Source organism: Pseudomonas sp. MAFF 730105, from assembly GCF_055380705.1.
In genome coordinates, this window is the sequence record NZ_AP018438.1 from 3,349,948 (window position 1) to 3,370,511 (window position 20,564).

Here is a 20,564-nt window from a genome sequence, read left to right on the forward strand (position 1 = left end):
TGATCACTTGTAGCGGCCGCATCCTAGGAAGGTCCGCAGATCTGCACACAGGAAGTTCGTATGCCAAGTCCCGCTGGTTTTACATTTGCTCTGCCGGCAAGTTTGACCGGAAATGCCCAAGTCGACAGCCTGATCTACGGCACTTACTGGATGGATACCAACGGCACGTTCTCCACGGCCTTGACATACAGTTTCATGACCACCGATTCATATTTCGCCAGCTCCTATAGCAACGTAAATGAATACACGTCTGGCTACGTCCTGTCTTCAGCGCAACAAAGCGCCATTGTCAGCGCCCTGGGCAAATGGAGTTCAGTGGCCGATATCAAGTTCACCCAGGTGAGCGAGTCTTCCACCAACGTCGGCGACTTGCGATTCGGTGGTTATGGGGACATGGACGACGGCACCGCCGCCTGGGGTTATTTCCCCGGCCTGAGCGCCAGCGCCGGTGACGTCTGGATCGGGCCGGCGACGAGCGACCCAAGCCCCGTTCAGGGCAGTTACGATTATCTGACTTTCGTGCATGAAATTGGCCACGCGCTGGGTCTCAAGCATCCGTTCACCCCAGGTCCTAGCAACCCCACGGTGCTTGCTGCCCAGTACGATGATGTCCGTTATACGGTCATGAGTTACCACAACTCGTACTCTTATGAGCCGACCACCCCCATGCTGCTGGATATTGCCGCCATCCAGAGTCTTTATGGTGCCAATACCCTTTGGCAGACCGGTAACAACACCTATAGCTGGGCGGTTGACCAGTCGGTATTCGAGACCATCTGGGACGCCGGTGGCAATGACACGATCGATGCCAGTAATCAGCTGTCGGCAGTGCGCATCAATCTGAATGAGGGGCAGTTCAGCAAGATCGGCCAGGCATTCCTGAACACAGACACCAATACCGCCTTTAATGAAGGGCTGGCGATAGCCTATGGCGCCAAGATCGAAAACGCTGTGGGCTCGGCCAATGACGATACCCTGATAGGTAATGCACTGGGTAACGTTCTGAATGGTCTTGCCGGTAAAGACACCCTGATCGGCGGCGCCGGCAACGACACCTATGTGGTCGACAACGTCGGTGACGTGATCAGCGAAGACAGCACCCTGGCCGGCGAGATTGACAGCGTGCGCTCTTCGGTGAGCTGGGGGCTGGGTGCCAACCTGGAAAACCTCACGCTGATCGGAAATGACAACATCAACGGCCTCGGTAACGCCCTTGCCAACGTACTGACCGGCAACGCGGGCAACAACGTGCTGGTCGGTGGCGCCGGAGCGGACACGCTGATCGGCGGCGCCGGCAACGACACCTATGTGGTCGACAACGTCGGTGACGTGATCAGCGAAGACAGCACCCTGGCCGGCGAGATCGACATCGTGCGCTCTTCGGTGAGCTGGGGGCTGGGTGCCAACCTGGAAAACCTCACGCTGATCGGAAATGACAACATCAACGGCCTCGGTAACGCCCTTGACAACGTACTGACCGGCAACGCGGGCAACAACGTGCTGGTTGGTGGCGCCGGGCAGGACACGCTGATTGGCGGTGCGGGGGATGACCTTTATGTCCTCGACAATATCAGCGACACGGTCACCGAGCTCGCCGACGAAGGCCATGACCTGGTACGCACGTCGGTCAGCTATACCCTGTCGGCCAATGTCGAGGATGGTCAACTGGTCGGCCTCTCGGCCATCAATATCACTGGCAACGCCTTGGACAACCGCCTCACCGGTAACGTGGAGGCCAACCTGCTGGATGGCGGTCTCGGAGCCGACATCCTGATCGGAGGCACCGGCAACGACACCTATGTAGTCGACAACGTCGGTGACGTGATCAGCGAAGACAGCACCCTGGCCGGCGAGATCGACACCGTGCGCTCTTCGGTGAGTTGGGGGCTGGGCGCCAATCTGGAAAACCTCACGCTGACCGGAAATGACAACCTCAACGGCCTCGGTAACGCCCTTGCCAACGTACTGACCGGCAATGCGGGCAACAACGTGCTGGTCGGTGGCGCCGGGGCGGACACGCTGATCGGCGGCACCGGCAACGACACCTATGTAGTCGACAACATCGGTGACGTGATCAGCGAAGACAGCACGCTGGCCGGCGAGATCGACATTGTGCGCTCTTCGGTGAGCTGGGGGCTGGGTGCCAACCTGGAAAACCTCACGCTGATCGGAAACGACAACATCAACGGCCTCGGTAATGCCCTTGCCAACGTACTGACCGGCAACGCGGGCAACAACGTGCTGGTCGGTGGCGCCGGAGCGGACACGCTGATCGGCGGCGCAGGCAACGACACCTATGTGGTCGACAACGTCGGTGACGTGATCAGCGAAGACAGCACCCTGGCCGACGAGATCGACACCGTGCGCTCTTCGGTGAGCTGGGGGCTGGGCGCCAACCTGGAAAACCTCACGCTGATCGGAAACGACAACATCAACGGCCTCGGTAACGCCCTTGCCAACGTACTGACCGGCAACGCGGGCAACAACGTGCTGGTCGGTGGCGCCGGAGCGGACACGCTGATCGGCGGCGCCGGCAACGACACCTATGTGGTCGACAACGTCGGTGACGTGATCAGCGAAGACAGCACCCTGGCCGGCGAGATTGACAGCGTGCGCTCTTCGGTGAGCTGGGGGCTGGGTGCCAACCTGGAAAACCTCACGCTGATCGGAAATGACAACATCAACGGCCTCGGTAACGCCCTTGCCAACGTACTGACCGGCAACGCGGGCAACAACGTGCTGGTCGGTGGCGCCGGGCAGGACACGCTGATTGGCGGTGCGGGGGATGACCTTTATGTCCTCGACAATATCAGCGACACGGTCACCGAGCTCGCCGACGAAGGCCATGACCTGGTACGCACGTCGGTCAGCTATACCCTGTCGGCCAATGTCGAGGATGGTCAACTGGTCGGCCTCTCGGCCATCAATATCACTGGCAACGCCTTGGACAACCGCCTCACCGGTAACGTGGAGGCCAACCTGCTGGATGGCGGTCTCGGAGCCGACACCCTGATCGGAGGCACCGGCAACGACACCTATGTGGTCGACAACGTCGGTGATGTGATCAGTGAAGACAGCACGCTGGCCGGCGAGATTGACAGCGTGCGCTCTTCGGTGAGCTGGGGGCTGGGTGCCAACCTGGAAAACCTCACGCTGATCGGAAATGACAACATCAACGGCCTCGGTAACGCCCTTGCCAACGTACTGACCGGCAACGCGGGCAACAACGTGCTGGTCGGTGGCGCCGGAGCGGACACGCTGATCGGCGGCGCCGGCAACGACACCTATGTGGTCGACAACGTCGGTGACGTGATCAGCGAAGACAGCACCCTGGCCGGCGAGATCGACATCGTGCGCTCTTCGGTGAGCTGGGGGCTGGGTGCCAACCTGGAAAACCTCACACTGATCGGAAATGACAACATCAACGGCCTCGGTAACGCCCTTGACAACGTACTGACCGGCAACGCGGGCAACAACGTGCTGGTCGGTGGCGCCGGGCAGGACACGCTGATTGGCGGTGCGGGGGATGACCTTTATGTCCTCGACAATATCGGCGACACGGTCACCGAGCTCGCCGACGAAGGCCATGACCTGGTACGCACGTCGGTCAGCTATACCCTGTCGGCCAATGTCGAGGATGGTCAACTGGTCGGCCTCTCCGCCATCAATCTCACTGGCAACGCGCTGGACAACAGCCTGATCGGCAACGGCGCCGCGAACGTGCTCAACGGCCTGGACGGCGCGGACATTCTGGATGGCGGCGCAGACAATGATCAGCTTGACGGCGGCGCGGGCAATGACGTGCTGATCGGTGGCATTGGCACTGACACCCTGACGGGGGGGACCGGAGCCGATAGCTTCATGTTCGGCGCGTTAAATGAGTTGGGTATCGGCAATGCTCGCGACATCATTCTGGATTTCAGTCAACTCCAAGGCGATAAGCTTGACCTGTCGAAGCTGGATGCCAATATCCTCGCTGCAGGAATCAACCAGTTCAGCTTCATCGATTCGGCTGACTTCAGCGGTGCAGGGCAATTGCGCTTCGTCGACCATGTGCTTTCCGGCAATATCGACGGCAATCTGGGAGCGGATTTCGAAATCCAACTGGTGGGTGTCAACACCTTCAGTGCCAGCGATCTGGTTGCTTGATCGGCCTCTGAGAACACCGATTCGTGGAAAGGGAGCTTGCTCCCGCTGGGGCCGCATAGCGGCCCTTTCTTTTGTGGGCGCTTTGCACTCAGGCGGCAGCAAGCTCCCTCGCGACTGTTTCCGAGCAAGTGAACAGTGCCGCGCTTATCAGGCGGCGTTTTCATATAGGTTCGAAAAATAATTCAGCCAGCCTGTCGATTTCTCCCACTGTCATTCGATTATCCATGGAACCGCTGCAACGGCGGCTTACTCAGCATCAGGAGATAAGACCATGCGATTTTTGGTGATCGTCAAAGCCAGCCCGGAATCGGAAGCCGGGGAAATGCCCAGTGAAGCGTTGCTGACCGCCATGGGTGCCTACAATGAAGAATTGGTCAAGGCCGGGGTAATGCTCGCGGGTGAAGGCCTGCACCCCAGTTCCAAGGGCGTGCGCGTACAGTTTTCCGGCAAGAACCGGACCGTTGTCGACGGCCCCTTTGCTGAAACCAAGGAGCTGATCGCCGGCTTCTGGATCTTCCAGGTCCAGTCGCTGCAGGAGGCCATTGACTGGGTCAAGCGTTGTCCAAACCCGATGGTCAGCGACAGCGAAATCGAAATCCGCCAGATCTTCGAAATGGAGGATTTCGGCGAGACCTTTACTCCCGACCTGCGCGAGCAGGAAGCACGCCTGCGGGCGCAGATGTCTGATCAATCGTAGAACCTGACACCAGGAGATCCGACCATGAGAATCATTCCTTACCTGACCTTCAACGGTAACTGCAAGGAAGCCTTCGCGCTGTACAAGGACGTGCTGGGCGGTGAGCAGTTTTCCATGACCTTTGCCGAAGCGCCTGAAGAAACGGGCATGCCCAAGGACAACAACTTGATCCTGCATACCTGCCTGACCGTCGGCGACTTCAGCCTGATGGCCTCCGATTGTCCGCCGGGCCAGCCTTACCGCAAGCCGCAGGGCGTTTCGGTGTCCCTCAATGTCGACAGCGTGGCCGAGGCCGAGCGACTGTTCAATGGCTTGAGTGCGGGGGGCAGCGTGCACATGCCGTTGGCAAAGACTTTCTGGGCGGAACGTTTCGCCATGTTCGAAGACCGTTTCGGGATTGCCTGGATGGTCAACTGCGAAGGTGCGAAGTAGGGGGGGCGAACGGGGCGTCGGTCTAGAGCGACGCCCTGATCACCAACGGGCAATCCACTGGCTGGGTGCCCGTGACCTCAAGCGTTTCGATCAGGTGCCGGGCGGCCTGACGGCCGATCTCGTAGTACGGCAGTTGCACCGTGGTCAGGGGCGGGATGAACAGTTCGGCGATGCCGATCATGTTGTCATAGCCGAGCACGGCCACGTCACCGGGAATCTTCAGGCCACGGCCCAACAGCAACTGATAGGCACAAAAAGCAATGCGGTCGTTGCCGCAGATCAGGATGTCGAACTCGGGGCGGCCGTCGACGATGTGCCGGTCAAGAATGGTGGCGGTTTCACCATAGGCATCGTGATCGGAAAGGTCGTATTGCAGCAGTGCTTCGGGAGGCAGCCCGAATGCCTGGCAGGCACGCTGCAGGCCGACCTGTCGCAGACCCCAGGCAAGGCTGCGTTTTGGCAGATTGATGCACAGCGGGCGCCGATAGCCCTGGCTCAAGGCGTGATGCACGGCGCGATGCTGGCCGGTCTCGTCATCGGGCACATAACTGACCAGACGACCGTCATCCTCCAGGCAGTTGGCGAGCACCAGCGGTTTGCTCTTCAGGCGCTCGGGAATGCTCACCTGGCGCAACCCCATGGCACTGAAGATCAACCCGTCGGGACGGTGCGAGAGCATCAGGTCGATGTCCTGGTCGGTGGGCGGGTTGTTCAACAGGTTGAGGATGAAGACGTTCCAGCCTGCCTGCTGCGCGGTCTGTTCGATGGACAGCAGCAGCTCGACCGCGAACGGCGTGGTCGCAGTGTCCAGGGCGAACACACCGATGGTCCGTGCCTGGAGGTTATCGCCACGCATTCTGCGTGCCGACAGGCTCGGTACGAACTGCAACTCATCAATGGCGCTCCGTACCCGCTGAAGGGTTTCGGCGCTCAGTTTTTCCGGATTGTTGAGCGCTCTGGAAACCGTCATCAGGGACACGCCGGCCAGCTGTGCAACGTCTTTCACTGAAGTCATGCGAAGTGGGGCCCGTCAGGTTGACGGGCAATCATGACACAGGGTCCGGGCTTCTCGCGACCGTTCATAGCCAGCCTGATCCCAGCGGCCATGCCCTGGGAATGGAGACGTGTCCGCCGTTCCCGCTGGCCAGCAACTTCACTCCCAGGCTGTCGGAGCGGGGATAGAGGCGGCTGCTGAGGCTGAAGCGTCCGCTCTGGTCAAACACCTCTATGGATGAACGATCAAGAAACACCCGCAACTCCAACTGCTCAAGTGACGGGTCTATCGGCACGCTGCGCTGACCGTCGACTTGCGCCCCCGAGCGACTGCGATCCAGTACCAGGCGTTGCAACGCCCCATCGTAGTAGAGCAGGGTTTGTTCAGCGCTTTCGTCATCAGTGCTGCAGCGCAAGGCGACGCCCAGGTGACCGTCGGTGCAGCCCAGCAGGTCCAGGTGCACCAGGAGCTCGAGCCGGTCGCCGCTGATGTGCGATAACCATTGAGTGCCCGGACCGGCCCACGGCGACGTGCCGAGAAGCAGCGCCTGGCGCAAGGCCGTCAGCTCCCGCGCCGGAAACACGCGCAAGCGATCGGCCTGCAACTCAAGCTCGCGAGGCAGGCCGAGCATGCCGCACCAGTGATGCGCCTGGCTCGGCATCGGGCTCTCCCACATGTCGAGCCACGCCCACACCAGGCGTCGCCCATCGGCGGCCTCCAGCGTTTGCGCGGCGTAGAAATCATGGCCATTATCCAGTTCGATAAAGGGCCCGCCGGTGAAGTGCCAATCGCTGTCGAGCCGGCCTACCCGGTAACCGGTCTGGTACTTGTTGAGACGTTCGTAACCCTGGGGATGCATGCCCTGGGGGGAATACAGCAGCACATCGCGTCCGCCCAGTCGAAACAGATCCGGGCATTCCCACATATAACCATCGCCTTCCTCGCCCTGGTCGACATAATCAAGGAACTCCCAGGCGTGCAGATCCGTCGAGCGGTACAGCGGCAGCAGTGGCGTGTCGCCCAGGCGGGCGCCGGCAATCAGGTACCAATGGTCATCCTGCTTCCAGACCTTGGGATCACGAAAGTGCATGATCGTATTCTCGGGTGGGCGCTCGATCACCGCGCCGTGCTTGACGAAGTGGATGCCGTCGGTACTGGTGGCCAGGCACTGGACTTGTCGGATCAGGCGTTCATCCCCCACATCCCCCAGCCACGCATGCCCGGTGTAGATCAGCGCCAGGGTGTCCCCGCACACCACCGCACTGCCGGAAAAGCAGCCGTCACGGTCGAAGTCGTCGCCTGGCGCTAGAGCGATGGGCAGATGCTGCCAATGAACCAGGTCGGCGCTCTTGGCGTGGCCCCAATACATTGGCCCCCATTTCGCTTCGAAGGGGTGGTGTTGATAGAACACATGGTATTCGCCGCGAAAGTACACCACTCCGTTAGGGTCGTTCATCCAGCCCGCCACAGGGGCAAGATGATAGTCGGGTCGGTAATCCTGGATGACGCGGGACAGGCCATCGCTCAGCGCCTGCTGTGCATGTTCAAGGGCCGGGGACAGGGTTGCAGGGGGCATAGGTGCGTTCATGGTATTCAAAGACAAGGTCATAGGGCGCCTGCGGGGGCCGGGCGCAGTGGCACGCCATCGGGCAGGGTTTCAAGGGCGTGACGCTTCAAGGCCACCCCGTCGGTATCGAACAGGTGCAGATTGTCGGTTTCCAGGCGCAGTTTGACCCGGTCGCCGACCTGCCAGCCTGCGTTCACCTCGCAACGACAGATCAGCGGCTCGTCCTGGCCGGTATCGACGTGCACATAGGTTTCGCTACCGAGGTATTCGACCCCGGTCACGACCACGCCAGCGGATCCTGGCGCGACTTCCAGCGTCACGTGTTCCGGGCGGATCCCCAGGCTCAGTTGGGTGTCCGCCGCGAGGCCGGAGCTGTCGAAGGGCAGGGATGCCTTGCCCAACACAAAGCTTTCCACCAGGCTGGTTTCCCCTGGCGCATGCAGAAACGCCGCAAGAAAATTCATCCTGGGCGAGCCCAGGAAACCGGCGACAAAGCGGCTGGCCGGGCGCTCGTAAAGTTCGCGCGGCGAGCCGACCTGCTCGATGCGACCACCGTTGAGCACGACAATTTTGTCGGCCAGGGTCATCGCCTCGACCTGATCGTGGGTGACGTAGATCACGGTCGAACCCAGCCGGGCGTGCAACCGGGCGATTTCGTTGCGCATCTGCACGCGCAGGGAGGCATCCAGGTTGGACAGCGGTTCGTCGAACAACAGGATGTCCGGTTCCCTCGCCATGGCCCTGCCCATGGCCACCCGCTGACGCTGTCCGCCCGACAACTCCTTTGGCTTGCGTTGCAGGAGCTTGTCCAGTTGCAGGATCTGCGCGGTTTTCAGCACGCGCTCGCGCAGGCTGGTCTTTTCGGTCTTGGCCAGTTTGAGCCCGAAACTGATGTTGTCGTAGACGGTCATGTGCGGGTACAGCGCATACGACTGGAAGACCATGCCAACGCCACGCTCACGGGGTTCCAGGTCGTTGACCCGGCGTCCGTCGATCAGCAGGTCACCGTCACAGATCGAGTCCAGTCCGGCGATCAGGCGTAGCAAGGTCGATTTTCCGCAACCGGACGGGCCGACGAACACCACGAACTCACCCGCCGCGATGTCCAGGCTGACGTCGCGCAGAATGCGCGCGCCGCCCAATTGTTTGTTCACGTTGTGCAGTTTCAATTTGCTCACGATAGGGTTCCTTGTCTTTATGGGGCCTCAGCCCTTCAACGCGCCAGCGGTGAGTCCGGAAACGATCCGGCGTTGGAAGATCAGCACCAGGATGACCAGTGGGACTGTGACCAGCACCGACGCCGCCATCAGCAACCCCCAAGGCAGTTCATGGGAGCTGCCGCCGGAAATCAGGGCGATGGCGACCGGGACCGTGCGTTGGGTGTCGGTCAGGGTGAACGTCAGGGCGAACAGGAATTCGTTCCAGGCTGCAATGAAGGCCAGCAGGCCGGTGGTGACCAGTGCCGGCCAGAGCAGCGGCAGCAGCACCCGGGTCAGCGTGACCCAGGGCGACGCACCGTCCATGATTGCCGCCTCTTCCAGCTCGTGGGGCAGTTGTCCCATGAAGGTCGTCAGCACCCAGACGGTGAAGGGCAAGGTGAAAATCGTGTAGCTCAGGATCAGCGCCCAGGACGTGTTGTAAAGGCCCAAGGCCCGGATCACCTCGAACAGCCCGGACAGCACGGCGACCTGAGGAAACATCGACACGCCCAGGACCAGCATCAACACTGTGCCTCGGCCACGAAACTTGACCCTGCCCAGCGCATAGGCAGCCGTCAGGCTGAGGAACAGCGCCAGCGCGACCACGCATAGCGAAACCACCAGCGAATTGCCGATGGCCCGCAGGAACGAGGCTTGCTGGAGTACTGCGGCATAGTTGGAAAAGTCGGGGTTGTCGATCCAGTAGCTCACCTGGAACAAGGCCGTGGATGACTTCAGCGACGTGACGATGGCGTAGTAGAAAGGGAAGACCGCATACAGCAGCAGGATCCCGATCAGGCACCAGAACCCGAGGCGCAACAGCGCTTTTTTCAGCAGTCGCCGATTCATGAGCGGACCTCCATCTGGCGGCGTCCGAGGTACAGATAGACGATGGCGATCACTGCCACGACCAGGAACAGCAGGCTCGAGGCGGCGCTGCCGTAACCGACGTCCTGGAATTCCACCAGGTGCTGGCGGGCGTAGACCGACATGCTCATGGTGCTCGATGAATTCGAGGTCAGCACATAGATGACATCGAACACCCGCAAGGCATCGAGAATGCGGAAGATCGCTGCCACCAGCAGCGCCGGCAGCAGCAATGGCAGGGTGACCCGCCAGAACACTTTTAACGGATGGATGCCATCGACCCGTGCGGCTTCGTAGCAATCGCCCGGCAACATCTGCAAGGCAGCCAGCATCAACAGCGTGACAAAAGGGACGGTCTTCCAGACGTCGACGATAATCACCGCCCACATCGACAGCTGCGCGTCTGCCGTCCAGGCCAGGGGCGCGTCAATCAGACCAAGGCCCAGCATCAGGTGATTGATGATGCCGAACTGGTCGTTGAGCATCCATGACCAGATCTTCGCCGAGACAATGGTCGGAATCGCCCAGGGAATCAGGATCAACGCCCGCACCAGGGCGCGCCCGGTGAACTTGATGTTGAGCAACAGTGCCACCAGCAGCCCCAGGACCATTTCCAGTCCCACCGACACCACGGTGAAATGCAGGGTGTTGCGCACCGCGTTCCACCACTGGGGATCCACCAGCACGCCGGACCAGCCGGAGCCGCTGTAGTACAGGTAATTGCTCAGGCCCACAAAGGTGCCGCCCGTGGTATCCGCGAGGCTGGCGTCGGTCAGGCTGAACCAGAACGTACGCAGCAGCGGCCAGGCCGCTACCAAGGTCAGGCACAGCAGCATCGGCGCCAGGAACAGCCAGGCGGCGCGTACTCGGCGGCGTTGTACCGGCGTTTCCCGGGCGGGCAGATGCTCGGCGCAGGGCGCGTGGACAGAAGAGACAGACATGGTGATTTCCTTCCTTGTGGCTTACCAGTTCCGGCGTTTGATGCGCGTGAGTTCGCTTTCCAGGTCGACCAGCGCCTGATCGACCGGCAACTCTCCAGCCAGGACTCCGTGGACTTGATCGAAGAACGCATTGGAGACCCGGGGATAGCGGGCGGCAGTGATGGCGGCGGGGCGCATGACCCCATCGTTCAGGATGTTGTGCAACTGGCTGTAATACGGCATGGCCGCGAGCAGCTCAGGGTCTTGGTAGAGCGACTCGATAACCGGGTTGTAGGCACCCACCAGCGCACGATGTCTCTGTTGTTGGGCGCTGGTCAGGTAACTCACCAGTTCCGCGGCGAGCTTGGGCCTGGCGCTGTAGCGCGATACCGCCAGGCCCCAGCCACCGAGGGTGGAAGCATGGCTGCCGGACGCGCCACCACGGGGCAGGGGTGCGATGCCGACCTTGTCCTTCACCGCACTGTCCGGACTTTGCACCAGGGCCCAGGCATACGGCCAGTTGCGCATGAACAGGGCATTGCCCGACTGGAATACCCCACGTCCTTCCTCTTCGGTGTAATTGAGCACGCCACGGGGAGAGATATCGCCTACCCAGCTTTTCGCCAGCGTCAGCGCAGCCCTTGAGGCCTGGTTATTGACCACGATGTCGCCTTGCGGATTGACCAGGCCGCCGTCCGGTTGACTGCTGATCCACTCCAGCGCGTTGCACGTCAGGCCCTCATAGGCACGCCCCTGGAAGACATAACCCCATGCATTGGCATTTCCGGCGTTGCGCTCTGCCTGTTGCACAGCCCTGGCGGTAGCGGTCATTTCCTCCCAGGTCTGGGGGACCTGCTTGTCGTACTTATCGAGCAAGTCCTTGCGGTAATACAACAGCCCCGAGTCGGTGAACCACGGCATCGTGACCAGCCGCCCGTTCACCGTGGCGTTATCCACCTGGGCCTGGAAGTAGCCTTGGGTCGCGTTGGCGGGGAGCACCTCGCGCAAATCCATCAAGTGGTTGGCCAGCATCCCCGGCCACACCATGTCGATCTGGATGATGTCGATGTCGCTGGACTGCGCACTGAGGATCTGCTGGTAGAACGACAACCGCTCGGTTGCCGAGTTTGGCGTGGAAACCACGTCGACGCTGTGGCCGGTCTGTTTCGACCAGGCCTCGACAGCCCCTTTGCACAGTTGCAACTCCGCACCCACCGCGCCGCAGGAGATCGTCAGATCGGCTGCGCTGGAAAGGCAGGGAAGCCCGGCAAAAGCGCTGAACAGCGCTGCTGGAAGGAGCGATTTGAGTCGTTTCATAAAGCCCTCTTTATTTTTGTTTTTATAAAAGTTAACGTTAACATCGCCAAATGTAGCAGCGTATTTGCGATGAGGCATCCTTTTTTTCGTGGAACGTGACAATTGGTCCTCCATGGAAAAAAGGTCGGTCGCAAGACAGAACAATAAAAACAAAACAGGGAAATCCACATGCAGAAAGCATCAAGCTGGCTCATTGCAGGCGTGCTCGGAACCTCGGCGGCGACTGTCCAGGCCGCGACGCTGGAAGAGCGCATGGCTGCCTTCGAAGCCCGCACCAGCGCAGCGGAAAAGCGTGCCGCCGCAGCCGAACAGCAGGCCCAGGCTCTCGCCAGGGAACTGCAGCAACTCAAGCTCACTCATCCTGGCTTGCAACCGACAGCCTCCGTTGCGAGCACTCCCGTGGCGCCCACCTTGGACGCGCGGTTGGCAAAACTTGAAGCCAATCAGCAGAACCTGGAAAAGGCGGGCAGCGGCGGGCACCTCTCCGACGGGTTCAGCTTCAAGGGCTACGCCCGCTCGGGATTGCTGATCAACGATGGGCTGGGGGAGGGCGCGGCGGTCCCTATACGACGCCGGCCGGTTCCGTGGGTGGCGCGGTCGGACGACTGGGCAACGAGGACGACACCTACATGCGCATCGACCTTTCGAAAGAGCTGTATGCGCAGAATGGCACCCGTTCCAAATTCACCGTTTCCATTGCCGATGGCGTGGAAAGTTCCAATGACTGGACCGCCGAAGAAAGCAACCTGAACGTGCGCCAGGTGTTTACCGAACTCGACCATCTCGCCGCGTTCAAGGGCAACCCGATGTTCGAGAAGGCCACCCTGTGGGCAGGCAAGCGATTCGACCGGGACAACTTCGATATCCATTGGCTGGATTCGGACGTCGTTTACCTGGCCGGTACCGGCGGTGGCATCTACGACGTGCAGATGAACAAGGACTGGCGCTCGAACTACTCGCTGATCGGGCGCAATTACGGGGACTTCAGTGAGGGAGGGGTCAATGCTGACGTGGAGAGCTATGTCCTGACCTCCAACCAGTTTTTCGCCAACGGAGAGTGGCAGTGGATGTTCAACGGCATCGGCTCGAAGAAAAATGACTTCAGCACCCGCACCAATGAAGCGGGCCTGGCCCCGGCGGATTCCGGCCTGCACAGCATGATCGCGAATCATCAGCGCACTTTTTTTGGCCGCGAAGGCTTCTTCAAGACGGCGCTGCTCTATGGGCAAGGCCTGGGCGCGGAGGTCAAGAACATCGGTGCGGACGGTGAGCTGATCGACGAAGCCCGGGCCCTGCGCCTGGCGCTTTACGGTGAAACCCCGATTGCGCCCGGCTGGCGCATTGGCCCTAGCTTGCTGGCCGAGCAGAGCAAGGACCGCTACGTCAAGGGAGATGACTACCGCTGGATGACCCTGAACGTGCGACTGGCCAACGAGATCAACAGCAATTTCGAGATGGCCTACGAGATGAGCTGGCAGACCATGGACCTCGATCCCAAGGGCTACAAGCAGCGTAACGCGGTGGACGGCAATTTTTGGAAATTCACCGTTGCACCAACATTCAAGCCGGACTTGGGCGACCTGCTCACCCGTCCTGAATTGCGGGTGTTCGCGAGCGTCATGAACTGGTCTTCGGATCTGGACCGCTACAGTGCTTCGGATTCGTTCGGCAAGACGGATTTCAACGCAGGTGGTGTCTGGCAGTACGGGATTCAGATGGAGACGTGGTTCTAGGACGTCATCGGGGCTGACCATGGGGCGTCGTTCTTGTGGCGAGGGAGCTTGCTCCCTGGTCACAAGAAATGGAGGCCTGCCAGTAGAGGCAGAGTCATCCCTATACCATGGCCTCGGCGACCCCCTGATCCTCACCCAGAAACCCACCGCTCTGATGCTGCCACAACCGCGCATAGGTGCCATTTTTCGCCAGCAGTTCGGCGTGGGTGCCTTGTTCGATGATGCGTCCCTCATCCATGACAATCAGCCGATCCATCGCCGCGATCGTGGACAGCCGGTGGGCAATGGCGATGACCGTCTTGCCCTGCATCATTTCATCGAGGCTTTCCTGGATGGCGACTTCGACTTCCGAGTCCAGGGCGCTGGTGGCCTCGTCAAGCAAGAGAATTGGCGCGTTCTTGAGCATCACCCGGGCGATGGCAATGCGTTGACGCTGGCCGCCGGATAGCTTGATGCCGCGCTCACCCACCAAGGTGTCATAGCCGGTGTGGCCTTGCCGATCGCTCAGTTGGCTGATGAACCCGTCGGCCTGGGCATTGGCCGCGGCGCTGCGGATCTGTGCTTCGGTCGCTTCCGGGCGGCCATAGGCGATGTTGTCGCGAATGGAGCGGTGGAGCAGGGAGGTGTCCTGGGTGACCATGCCGATGGCGCTGCGCAGGCTGTCCTGGGTGACGTGGGCGATGTTTTGCCCGTCGATGCGAATCTCGCCGCTGTCCACGTCGTAGAAACGCAGCAGCAGGTTGATCAGCGTGGATTTGCCGGCACCGGAACGTCCCACCAGGCCGATTTTTTCACCTGGGCGGATCGTCAGGCTAAGCCCATCGAGCACCTGGCGTTCACCGTTGTAGTTGAAGCTGACATTGTCGAACGTTACCGCGCCGCCGGAGGGCACCAGCACGCCCGCGTCCGGCGCATCCTGTACCTTGGGGCCACGGGTCAAGGTGTCCATGCCATCCTGCACGGTGCCAATGCTTTCGAACAGCGAAGTCATCTGCCACATGATCCAATGGGACATGCCATTGATACGCAACGCCATGGCCGTGATTGCGGCCACCGCACCCGTGCCGACCTCGCCCTGGTGCCAGAGCCACAAGGCGTAGCCGCCTGCACCAAGGATCAGGGCCACCACCAGCGTCTGATTGACGATCTCGAATTGGCTGACCAGGCGCATCTGGCGAAAGCCGGTTTGCTTGAAATCCTCCATCGCTGCGCGTGCGAAGTGCGCTTCTCGCTTGGAGTGCGAGAACAGCTTTACGGTGGTGATGTTGGTGTAGGCGTCCGAAATGCGCCCGGTCATCGACGATCGCGCATGGGCCTGTTCCTGGCCGACTTGCCCCAGGCGCGGCACGAAATACAGCATGGCCAGCCCGAATAGCACGATCCAGGCAATAAAAGGCAGCATCAGTTTCAAGGCGAAGCCACCGGCCAGCGCGATGATCGCGATGAAGTAGACGCCGATGCCGGGTGCGATTTCGATCACGGTGAACAAGACTTCGCGCACCGCCAAGGCCGTTTGCATGACCTTGGTCGTGACCCGGCCGGAGAACTCATCGGAAAAGAACGAAAGGCTTTGCCGTAGCATCAGGCGATGGAAATCCCAGCGCAGCCGCAACGGCAAATTGATCGCCAGAACCTGGTGCTGGACCATGGTCCGCAGCGCCACCAGCCCGATGCTGGTGATCAGGACGATGCCGATCCCCCACAGCACCCGGCTTTCCTGCCCTTGTGCTTCTCCGCCGGTCTGCCAGGTGGAGAGCAGGTCCACGACCTGCCCAAGAAAAGAAAACAACCAGGCCTCGTAGATCGACACACTGGCACTGAGTAGCGCAAACGCCAGGATATAGCCACGGGCGCCCCGGGTGCAGGCCCACAGGAACCGCGTCAGGCCAACCGGCGGAGGTGGTGCCTCGTCGGGCGGGAAGGGGTCGAGTCTTCGTTCAAACACACGAAGCATTGTGGTCTCCGAAAGGGCCGAGTCGAGAAGATATTCCCAGTTTACGTGTGCTTGGAGGGTTTTGCAGGGCAGGGGTTCGGTGCGATTGACGTGTTTGTTGCAAGTAACAGAGCACGGGGCGCATGAACCTGGCTGCGAGGGAGTGACGCTCCTGAAGCGTCAGCGAGTGGCGGTAGGCTTTCAGCAGGAAGCAATCTGAATCGAGACTATGCTCACCACTGCTGCAGGAAAATCTACGGGTTTCAAGTGTTGGCCGTCGAGGAAAGGAGTCCCTATGCATACAGTTTTTAATGCCCGATTCCATGATTGGCGCTTCGCCGCCTGCCTGACCGGACTGGTGCTGGTTGCCGCTCATTCAGCCCAAGCGGCCGACGACGGCATCGCCCGGGGCCCTACCGCAAGCCATAGCATTGCGTTCAGCAACTCCTACGCAGGCAGTGATTTTCGCAAGGTGATGGTGCGCAACTGGCAAGAGATGGCCGTCCAGGCGCAAAAGGATGGCTTGATCCGGGAGGCTCCGGTGGTCAGCGCCAATAACTCCGCGTCGGAACAGGCGGCCCATATCCAGGAGATGATCGTTAAGGGCGTCAACGCTATCGTCATCCTGGCTGCGTCCGACACGGCCCTCAACGGCGTGATCCGGGACGCCTGCAATGCCGGCATCGTGGTGGTCGTCATGGCCAGCCTGGTTACCGAGCGCTGCGTCTATACCGTGGACTACAACTGGTCCGCCATGGGGCGCGTGGAAATGGACTATATCGCCGGGCGCCTCAAGGGGAACGGAACGCTGCTGGAGATCCGCGGCATTGCCGGCGATGCCACCGATCAGAATATCAGTGACGGTATTCACAAGGCCGCCAGCGACTATCCAGGCCTGAAGTTTGCCAAGACGGTGTACGGGAACTGGACGGCTTCCGTCGCACGCAAGGAGGTGGCGCTGGCGCTGCCGTCGCTGCCCAGCATCGATGCCGTCGCGACCCAGGGTGGCGACGGCTATGGTGCTGCCATGGCGTTCAAGGCAGCAGGGCGCCCGTTACCGATCATCGTCATGGGCAACCGCCAGGACGAACTCGCCCTGTGGAAGCAGGAGCGCGACGCCAACGGCTACGAAACCATCTCGGTCTCTGCCTCTCCGAGTGTCTCTCAGGTGGGTTTCTGGGTGGCCCAGCAAATTCTGGCCGGCAAGCAGGTGCCGAAGTTCGTCGAGGTGCCGCTGGTACGCATCGAGGCGAAAGACCTGGACACCTGGCTCGCCACCATGCCAGTAGGCGGTGCCGCGAATCCTTCCTATAGCCAGGCGTCCGTTGCGGCAATGATCGACGCGGCCAGCAACAGTACAGCGTCACCGGCGCCTCAGCCGGACGTTACGAAGCCGTAGCGGCCCGCGAGGAGGCGAGACGTCATGCCGATATTCAAACCCGCCAGGGACAGACCCATTGCCGTCAGGATTGGCCTGGCGGTCGCCGCACTGGTGTTCCTGATGCTGGTGGTGTCGGTCGTGAACTTCTACGGCCTGCGAGGCATGGTACGTGCGGTGGACTCCGCCAGCCATTCCGCGGAAATTCTGGCCTCGGTCAACGGCGCCACCGGACGGGTGGAAAACTTCATCGCCACCCGGGACCAGGAAAGCCTGCTCCAGGCCGAAGGGATGGTGGCGACGGCGATTGCCGGACTCACCGCCATTCCGGTGGCAGAAGCGCAATCGCTCAAGGGCAGCCTGGAGCGGCTCGCCACTGCGATTACGGCCTTACGGGCGGCGACCCTGACCATGGATGGCGAAACGGAGAACATGACCGCCCACTATGGCCGGATGCGAGAGGCCACGACTCTCATCGAGCAGGGCGTCGCCGATGGATTGAAGGAGCTTGATGCCCGCGCCGATGACCACGGGGCGCGGGTGAGCAACATCGAAAGCGCCCACCGTATCCTGGATATCCTGCGCAACAGTGAAGGGATCATCATCGCCAGTGTGGCCAAGAGCCTGGTGTCCGGTGATAGCACGGCCGTTACCGCAGCGCGCAATGCCTGTGCGGCACTGCCGCCGGTGATCGAGCAATTGCGCGAGGTGATGGGGGCGCTGCAGGAGGGCGAGACGCTGGACCAGTTGGCGAAGGCGGTCGCGGCCGCCAGCCTGGCGGTCGAGCACCTTGACGAGGCACCCAAGCTTCGGGGAGCCGAGGCTTTGCGGCATCTCTCCACCGCCGGCGATCTGATCGAGGGCCTCGACGACATCTTGAGTGAAATGGACGAGCACCTTGGTCATGACGCAAACGACATTCAGGCGGCAACCGGTTTGCTGCACAATGCCGCCGCATTGTCCAAGCGCTTCGCCGAGCGTGTGGCCACCCTGGAGGCGCAGACATTGTCGTTTCGCCTGGCGCCGTCGGCCGAGGTCGCCGGCGCTGTCGGCGACATCCTGGACGAGCTTTCGCGTCTTGCTCGTGTGCTCCCTTCGTCTGTAGGGCTGCAAGCCGCGGCCAAGCCCCTGACAGTCAGTGATCAGATTGCCGGCTACCGGGCGGCATTCGCCAGGTTCCATCAGGCGAGCGTCGCCTTGAGCGACGCGCGCGACCAGGTGCGCAACGAGGCACGGAGCGCCGGCCTGTTGGTTGCGCGCTTCGCTGGCGAAGCGCGCTCCGACGCCCTGGTGCACAAGGATCGCGGCATGCTGGCGACAGTGGTGGCGGGTGCCGTCGCCATCTTGCTAGCCGGCGCCATCGCCTGGAGCACGTCGCGGTTTGTCGCGCAGCCCATCGTGGCCCTGGCCACCGTCATGCGCCGGCTTGCGGCCGGCGACCTGAACGCCGAGATCGCCAGCGCCGGACGCGGCGACGAGATCGGGATCATGACCCGCGCCGTACGGGTGTTCCAGGAGAATGCCCTGCGCATCCGCGTGCTGGAGGCCGAGGCAGAGGCCGAACGACAGCAAGTCCAGGCCTCTTTGGAAAGAATGGTCGCTGAACGGACCGACGCGCTGCACCAGCAGACCTCGATGCTCGAGGCGCAGGCCGTCGAACTCATTCAGGCGCGCAACCAGGCCGAGGCGGCGAATCAGGCAAAGAGCGATTTCGTTGCCACGGTCAGCCACGAACTGCGCACCCCCCTGACCCTCATTCTCGCCCCGCTGGAGCAGCTTTCGGCGGCGACCAGCCCGCCGGCGGACTGGCGCGTGCAAATCGACCGCGCCCAACGCAACGCGTTGCGCCTGATGAACCGGGTGAACGACATCCTCGATTTCTCCAAGGCTGAAGCGGGCAAGTTCGAGTTATGTCCGGCGCCCGTCGATTTGAACAAGGCGGTGGGTGTGATTGCCGAGGATGCCGCCATGGTCGCCAAGAGCAAAGGTTGCACCTTGACCTGCAGCATCGACCCTGCGCTCGGTACGGTGTTCGTGGACCCCCGGCACTTCGAAAAAATCCTGCTCAACCTGGTGAGCAATGCCATCAAGTTCACACCCTCTGGCGGCACCGTGCACCTGGCAGCAACTGCGCTTGATGGCGAGCGATTTGAACTCGCCGTGCACGACTCGGGTATTGGTATTGCGCCGGACAAACTGCCGTTGCTGTTCCAGCGTTTCTCCCAGATCGACAATTCCGCCACGCGCCAATACAGCGGCACAGGCATCGGCCTTGCTCTGGTCAAGGACCTGGCCGAACTGATGGGGGGTGAAGTCGGCGTCAACAGCGAGCTCGGACGGGGATCGTGCTTCTTTGTCCGGCTGCCACTGGGGACTGAGCAAAACGCCGTACTGACTGAAGCCAGCGATGGGCGCGAGCGATCGTCACCAGGCGCAGCAATCACCACCGAACAGCGTCACCTGCGGTTCGATGATGGCCGCCACGGCAGTCACGACGACTTAGCCACGGCACAAGGCGCAAACGACGAGCAGCACCCGGAACACGCCTCGCAATCCAGGGTGCTGGTGGTAGACGACAGCCCGGAAATGCTGAGTTACCTCAGCGAGCTTTTGCACGACGACTACATGGTCGCCACCGCAACTAATGGAGAGCAGGCGTGGGCACTCCTGCAGCAACGGCCAATCGATGTCATCCTCTCGGATGTGATGATGCCGGAGCTCGATGGCTTTGGCCTGACAGCCAGAATCAAGGCCAGTGCCGGTTTCGCCCATTTGCCCGTCATCCTGCTGACCGCCCGCGGCGGCAGCGAGGCGTGTGTCTCCGGGCTGGAGAGTGGCGCTGATGACTATATCGCCAAACCCTTCTCGCCGCTGGAACTCAAGGCTCGCGTTCGTGCGGCCTTGCGCATGAGTCACGTGCAAGCCGAACTGCAGGCAAAGTCCCGTCAGGCGGGTATGGCCGAAATCGCCACTGCCGTGCTGCACAACGTCGGCAACGTCCTCAACAGCGTGAACGTCTCGGCAGAGACGGTCAGCCGTCAGATGCGTGCCTCCAAAGCCCAGGGCCTGGGCAAGGTGGCTCAGCTGATAAACGAGCACGTCGATGACCTGAGCGATTTTCTCACCGGAGACCAAAAAGGAAAGATGCTCCCCGGCTACCTGCTCAAGCTGGCGGAGGTGGTGACGGCAGAGCAGCAGGGCATCATCGAAGAACTCGGACAACTCACCAAGGGGATTGACCACATCAAAACCGTTGTCGCTGCCCAGCAGTCCCATGCCATTGCCGTCAGTGTCGTGGAGGCGGTGCCAGTCCCAGAGTTGATTGACGATGCCTTGCGCATGAGTACCGGTTCACGGGCTCGCCAGGAGGTGACGGTG

The 20,564-nt window shown here is 61.3% G+C and carries 11 protein-coding genes and 3 pseudogenes; 7 read left to right on the top strand and 7 right to left on the bottom strand.

Translation table 11 applies throughout. The features are described from left to right. Nucleotides 1–60: 60 nt before the first annotated feature. From PCOSP_RS14730 to PCOSP_RS14740, 3 genes are all read left to right on the top strand, one after another. On the top strand, nt 61–4,149 hold the full coding sequence (locus tag PCOSP_RS14730) for a M10 family metallopeptidase C-terminal domain-containing protein (protein ID WP_464708791.1): 4,089 nt from the start codon (nt 61–63) through the stop codon (nt 4,147–4,149). Between the two features lie 271 nt (nt 4,150–4,420). Next, nucleotides 4,421–4,846: a YciI family protein gene (locus PCOSP_RS14735; protein ID WP_139645546.1), complete on the top strand. Its 426-nt coding sequence runs from the start codon at nt 4,421–4,423 to the stop codon at nt 4,844–4,846. Between the two features lie 24 nt (nt 4,847–4,870). Further along, entirely contained in the window at nt 4,871–5,278 is a 408-nt protein-coding gene (locus tag PCOSP_RS14740; protein WP_139645548.1) for a VOC family protein, read from the top strand. 22 nt (nt 5,279–5,300) lie between these two features. On the opposite strand, the gene PCOSP_RS14745 is transcribed toward PCOSP_RS14740, so the two are convergent. The 6 genes from PCOSP_RS14745 to PCOSP_RS14770 all read right to left on the bottom strand — a co-directional run bounded on the left by PCOSP_RS14745 (nt 5,301) and on the right by PCOSP_RS14770 (nt 12,142). Next, complete coding sequence (locus PCOSP_RS14745; protein ID WP_139645550.1) at nt 5,301–6,293, bottom strand: LacI family DNA-binding transcriptional regulator; 993 nt, start codon at nt 6,291–6,293, stop codon at nt 5,301–5,303. A 64-nt stretch (nt 6,294–6,357) separates the two neighbouring features. Beyond that, a complete protein-coding gene (locus tag PCOSP_RS14750) occupies nt 6,358–7,881 on the bottom strand; it encodes a glycoside hydrolase family 32 protein (protein ID WP_464708794.1) in 1,524 nt (507 codons plus the stop codon). After that, nucleotides 7,878–9,017, bottom strand: coding sequence for an ABC transporter ATP-binding protein (locus tag PCOSP_RS14755; RefSeq protein WP_175363402.1), 1,140 nt, complete (start codon nt 9,015–9,017; stop codon nt 7,878–7,880). The genes PCOSP_RS14750 and PCOSP_RS14755 overlap by 4 nt, the downstream gene beginning before the upstream one ends. Before the next feature lie 27 nt (nt 9,018–9,044). Beyond that, nucleotides 9,045–9,887 (bottom strand): carbohydrate ABC transporter permease, encoded by an 843-nt coding sequence (locus PCOSP_RS14760; RefSeq protein WP_024778552.1) that lies wholly within the window; start codon nt 9,885–9,887, stop codon nt 9,045–9,047. Further along, nucleotides 9,884–10,846 carry a carbohydrate ABC transporter permease gene (locus PCOSP_RS14765; protein ID WP_139645556.1) on the bottom strand — a complete coding sequence of 321 codons (963 nt, stop codon included), beginning with the start codon at nt 10,844–10,846 and terminating at the stop codon, nt 9,884–9,886. Before PCOSP_RS14765 ends, PCOSP_RS14760 begins: the two co-directional genes overlap by 4 nt. A gap of 21 nt (nt 10,847–10,867) precedes the next feature. Continuing rightward, nucleotides 10,868–12,142 carry an ABC transporter substrate-binding protein gene (locus tag PCOSP_RS14770; RefSeq protein ID WP_464708796.1) on the bottom strand — a complete coding sequence of 425 codons (1,275 nt, stop codon included), beginning with the start codon at nt 12,140–12,142 and terminating at the stop codon, nt 10,868–10,870. Nucleotides 12,143–12,310: 168 nt separating this feature from the next. Between PCOSP_RS14770 and PCOSP_RS14775 the strand changes: the two are divergent. Next, nucleotides 12,311–13,875, top strand: a pseudogene (locus tag PCOSP_RS14775) (carbohydrate porin). Between the two features lie 100 nt (nt 13,876–13,975). Here the strand turns inward: PCOSP_RS14775 and PCOSP_RS14780 are convergent. Beyond that, nucleotides 13,976–15,829 carry an ABC transporter ATP-binding protein gene (locus PCOSP_RS14780; RefSeq protein WP_175363397.1) on the bottom strand — a complete coding sequence of 618 codons (1,854 nt, stop codon included), beginning with the start codon at nt 15,827–15,829 and terminating at the stop codon, nt 13,976–13,978. Between the two features lie 274 nt (nt 15,830–16,103). Here PCOSP_RS14780 and PCOSP_RS14785 point away from each other — a divergent pair, with 274 nt between their 5' ends. The 3 genes and pseudogenes from PCOSP_RS14785 to PCOSP_RS14795 form a co-directional block, all read left to right on the top strand. Beyond that, nucleotides 16,104–17,207 (top strand): substrate-binding domain-containing protein, encoded by a 1,104-nt coding sequence (locus PCOSP_RS14785; RefSeq protein WP_464708798.1) that lies wholly within the window; start codon nt 16,104–16,106, stop codon nt 17,205–17,207. A gap of 1,287 nt (nt 17,208–18,494) precedes the next feature. Continuing rightward, a pseudogene (locus tag PCOSP_RS14790) lies at nt 18,495–19,547 on the top strand (sensor histidine kinase); the annotation flags it as partial. A 210-nt stretch (nt 19,548–19,757) separates the two neighbouring features. Further along, a pseudogene (locus tag PCOSP_RS14795) lies at nt 19,758–20,093 on the top strand (response regulator transcription factor); the annotation flags it as partial. Between the last annotated feature and the right edge of the window lie 471 nt (nt 20,094–20,564).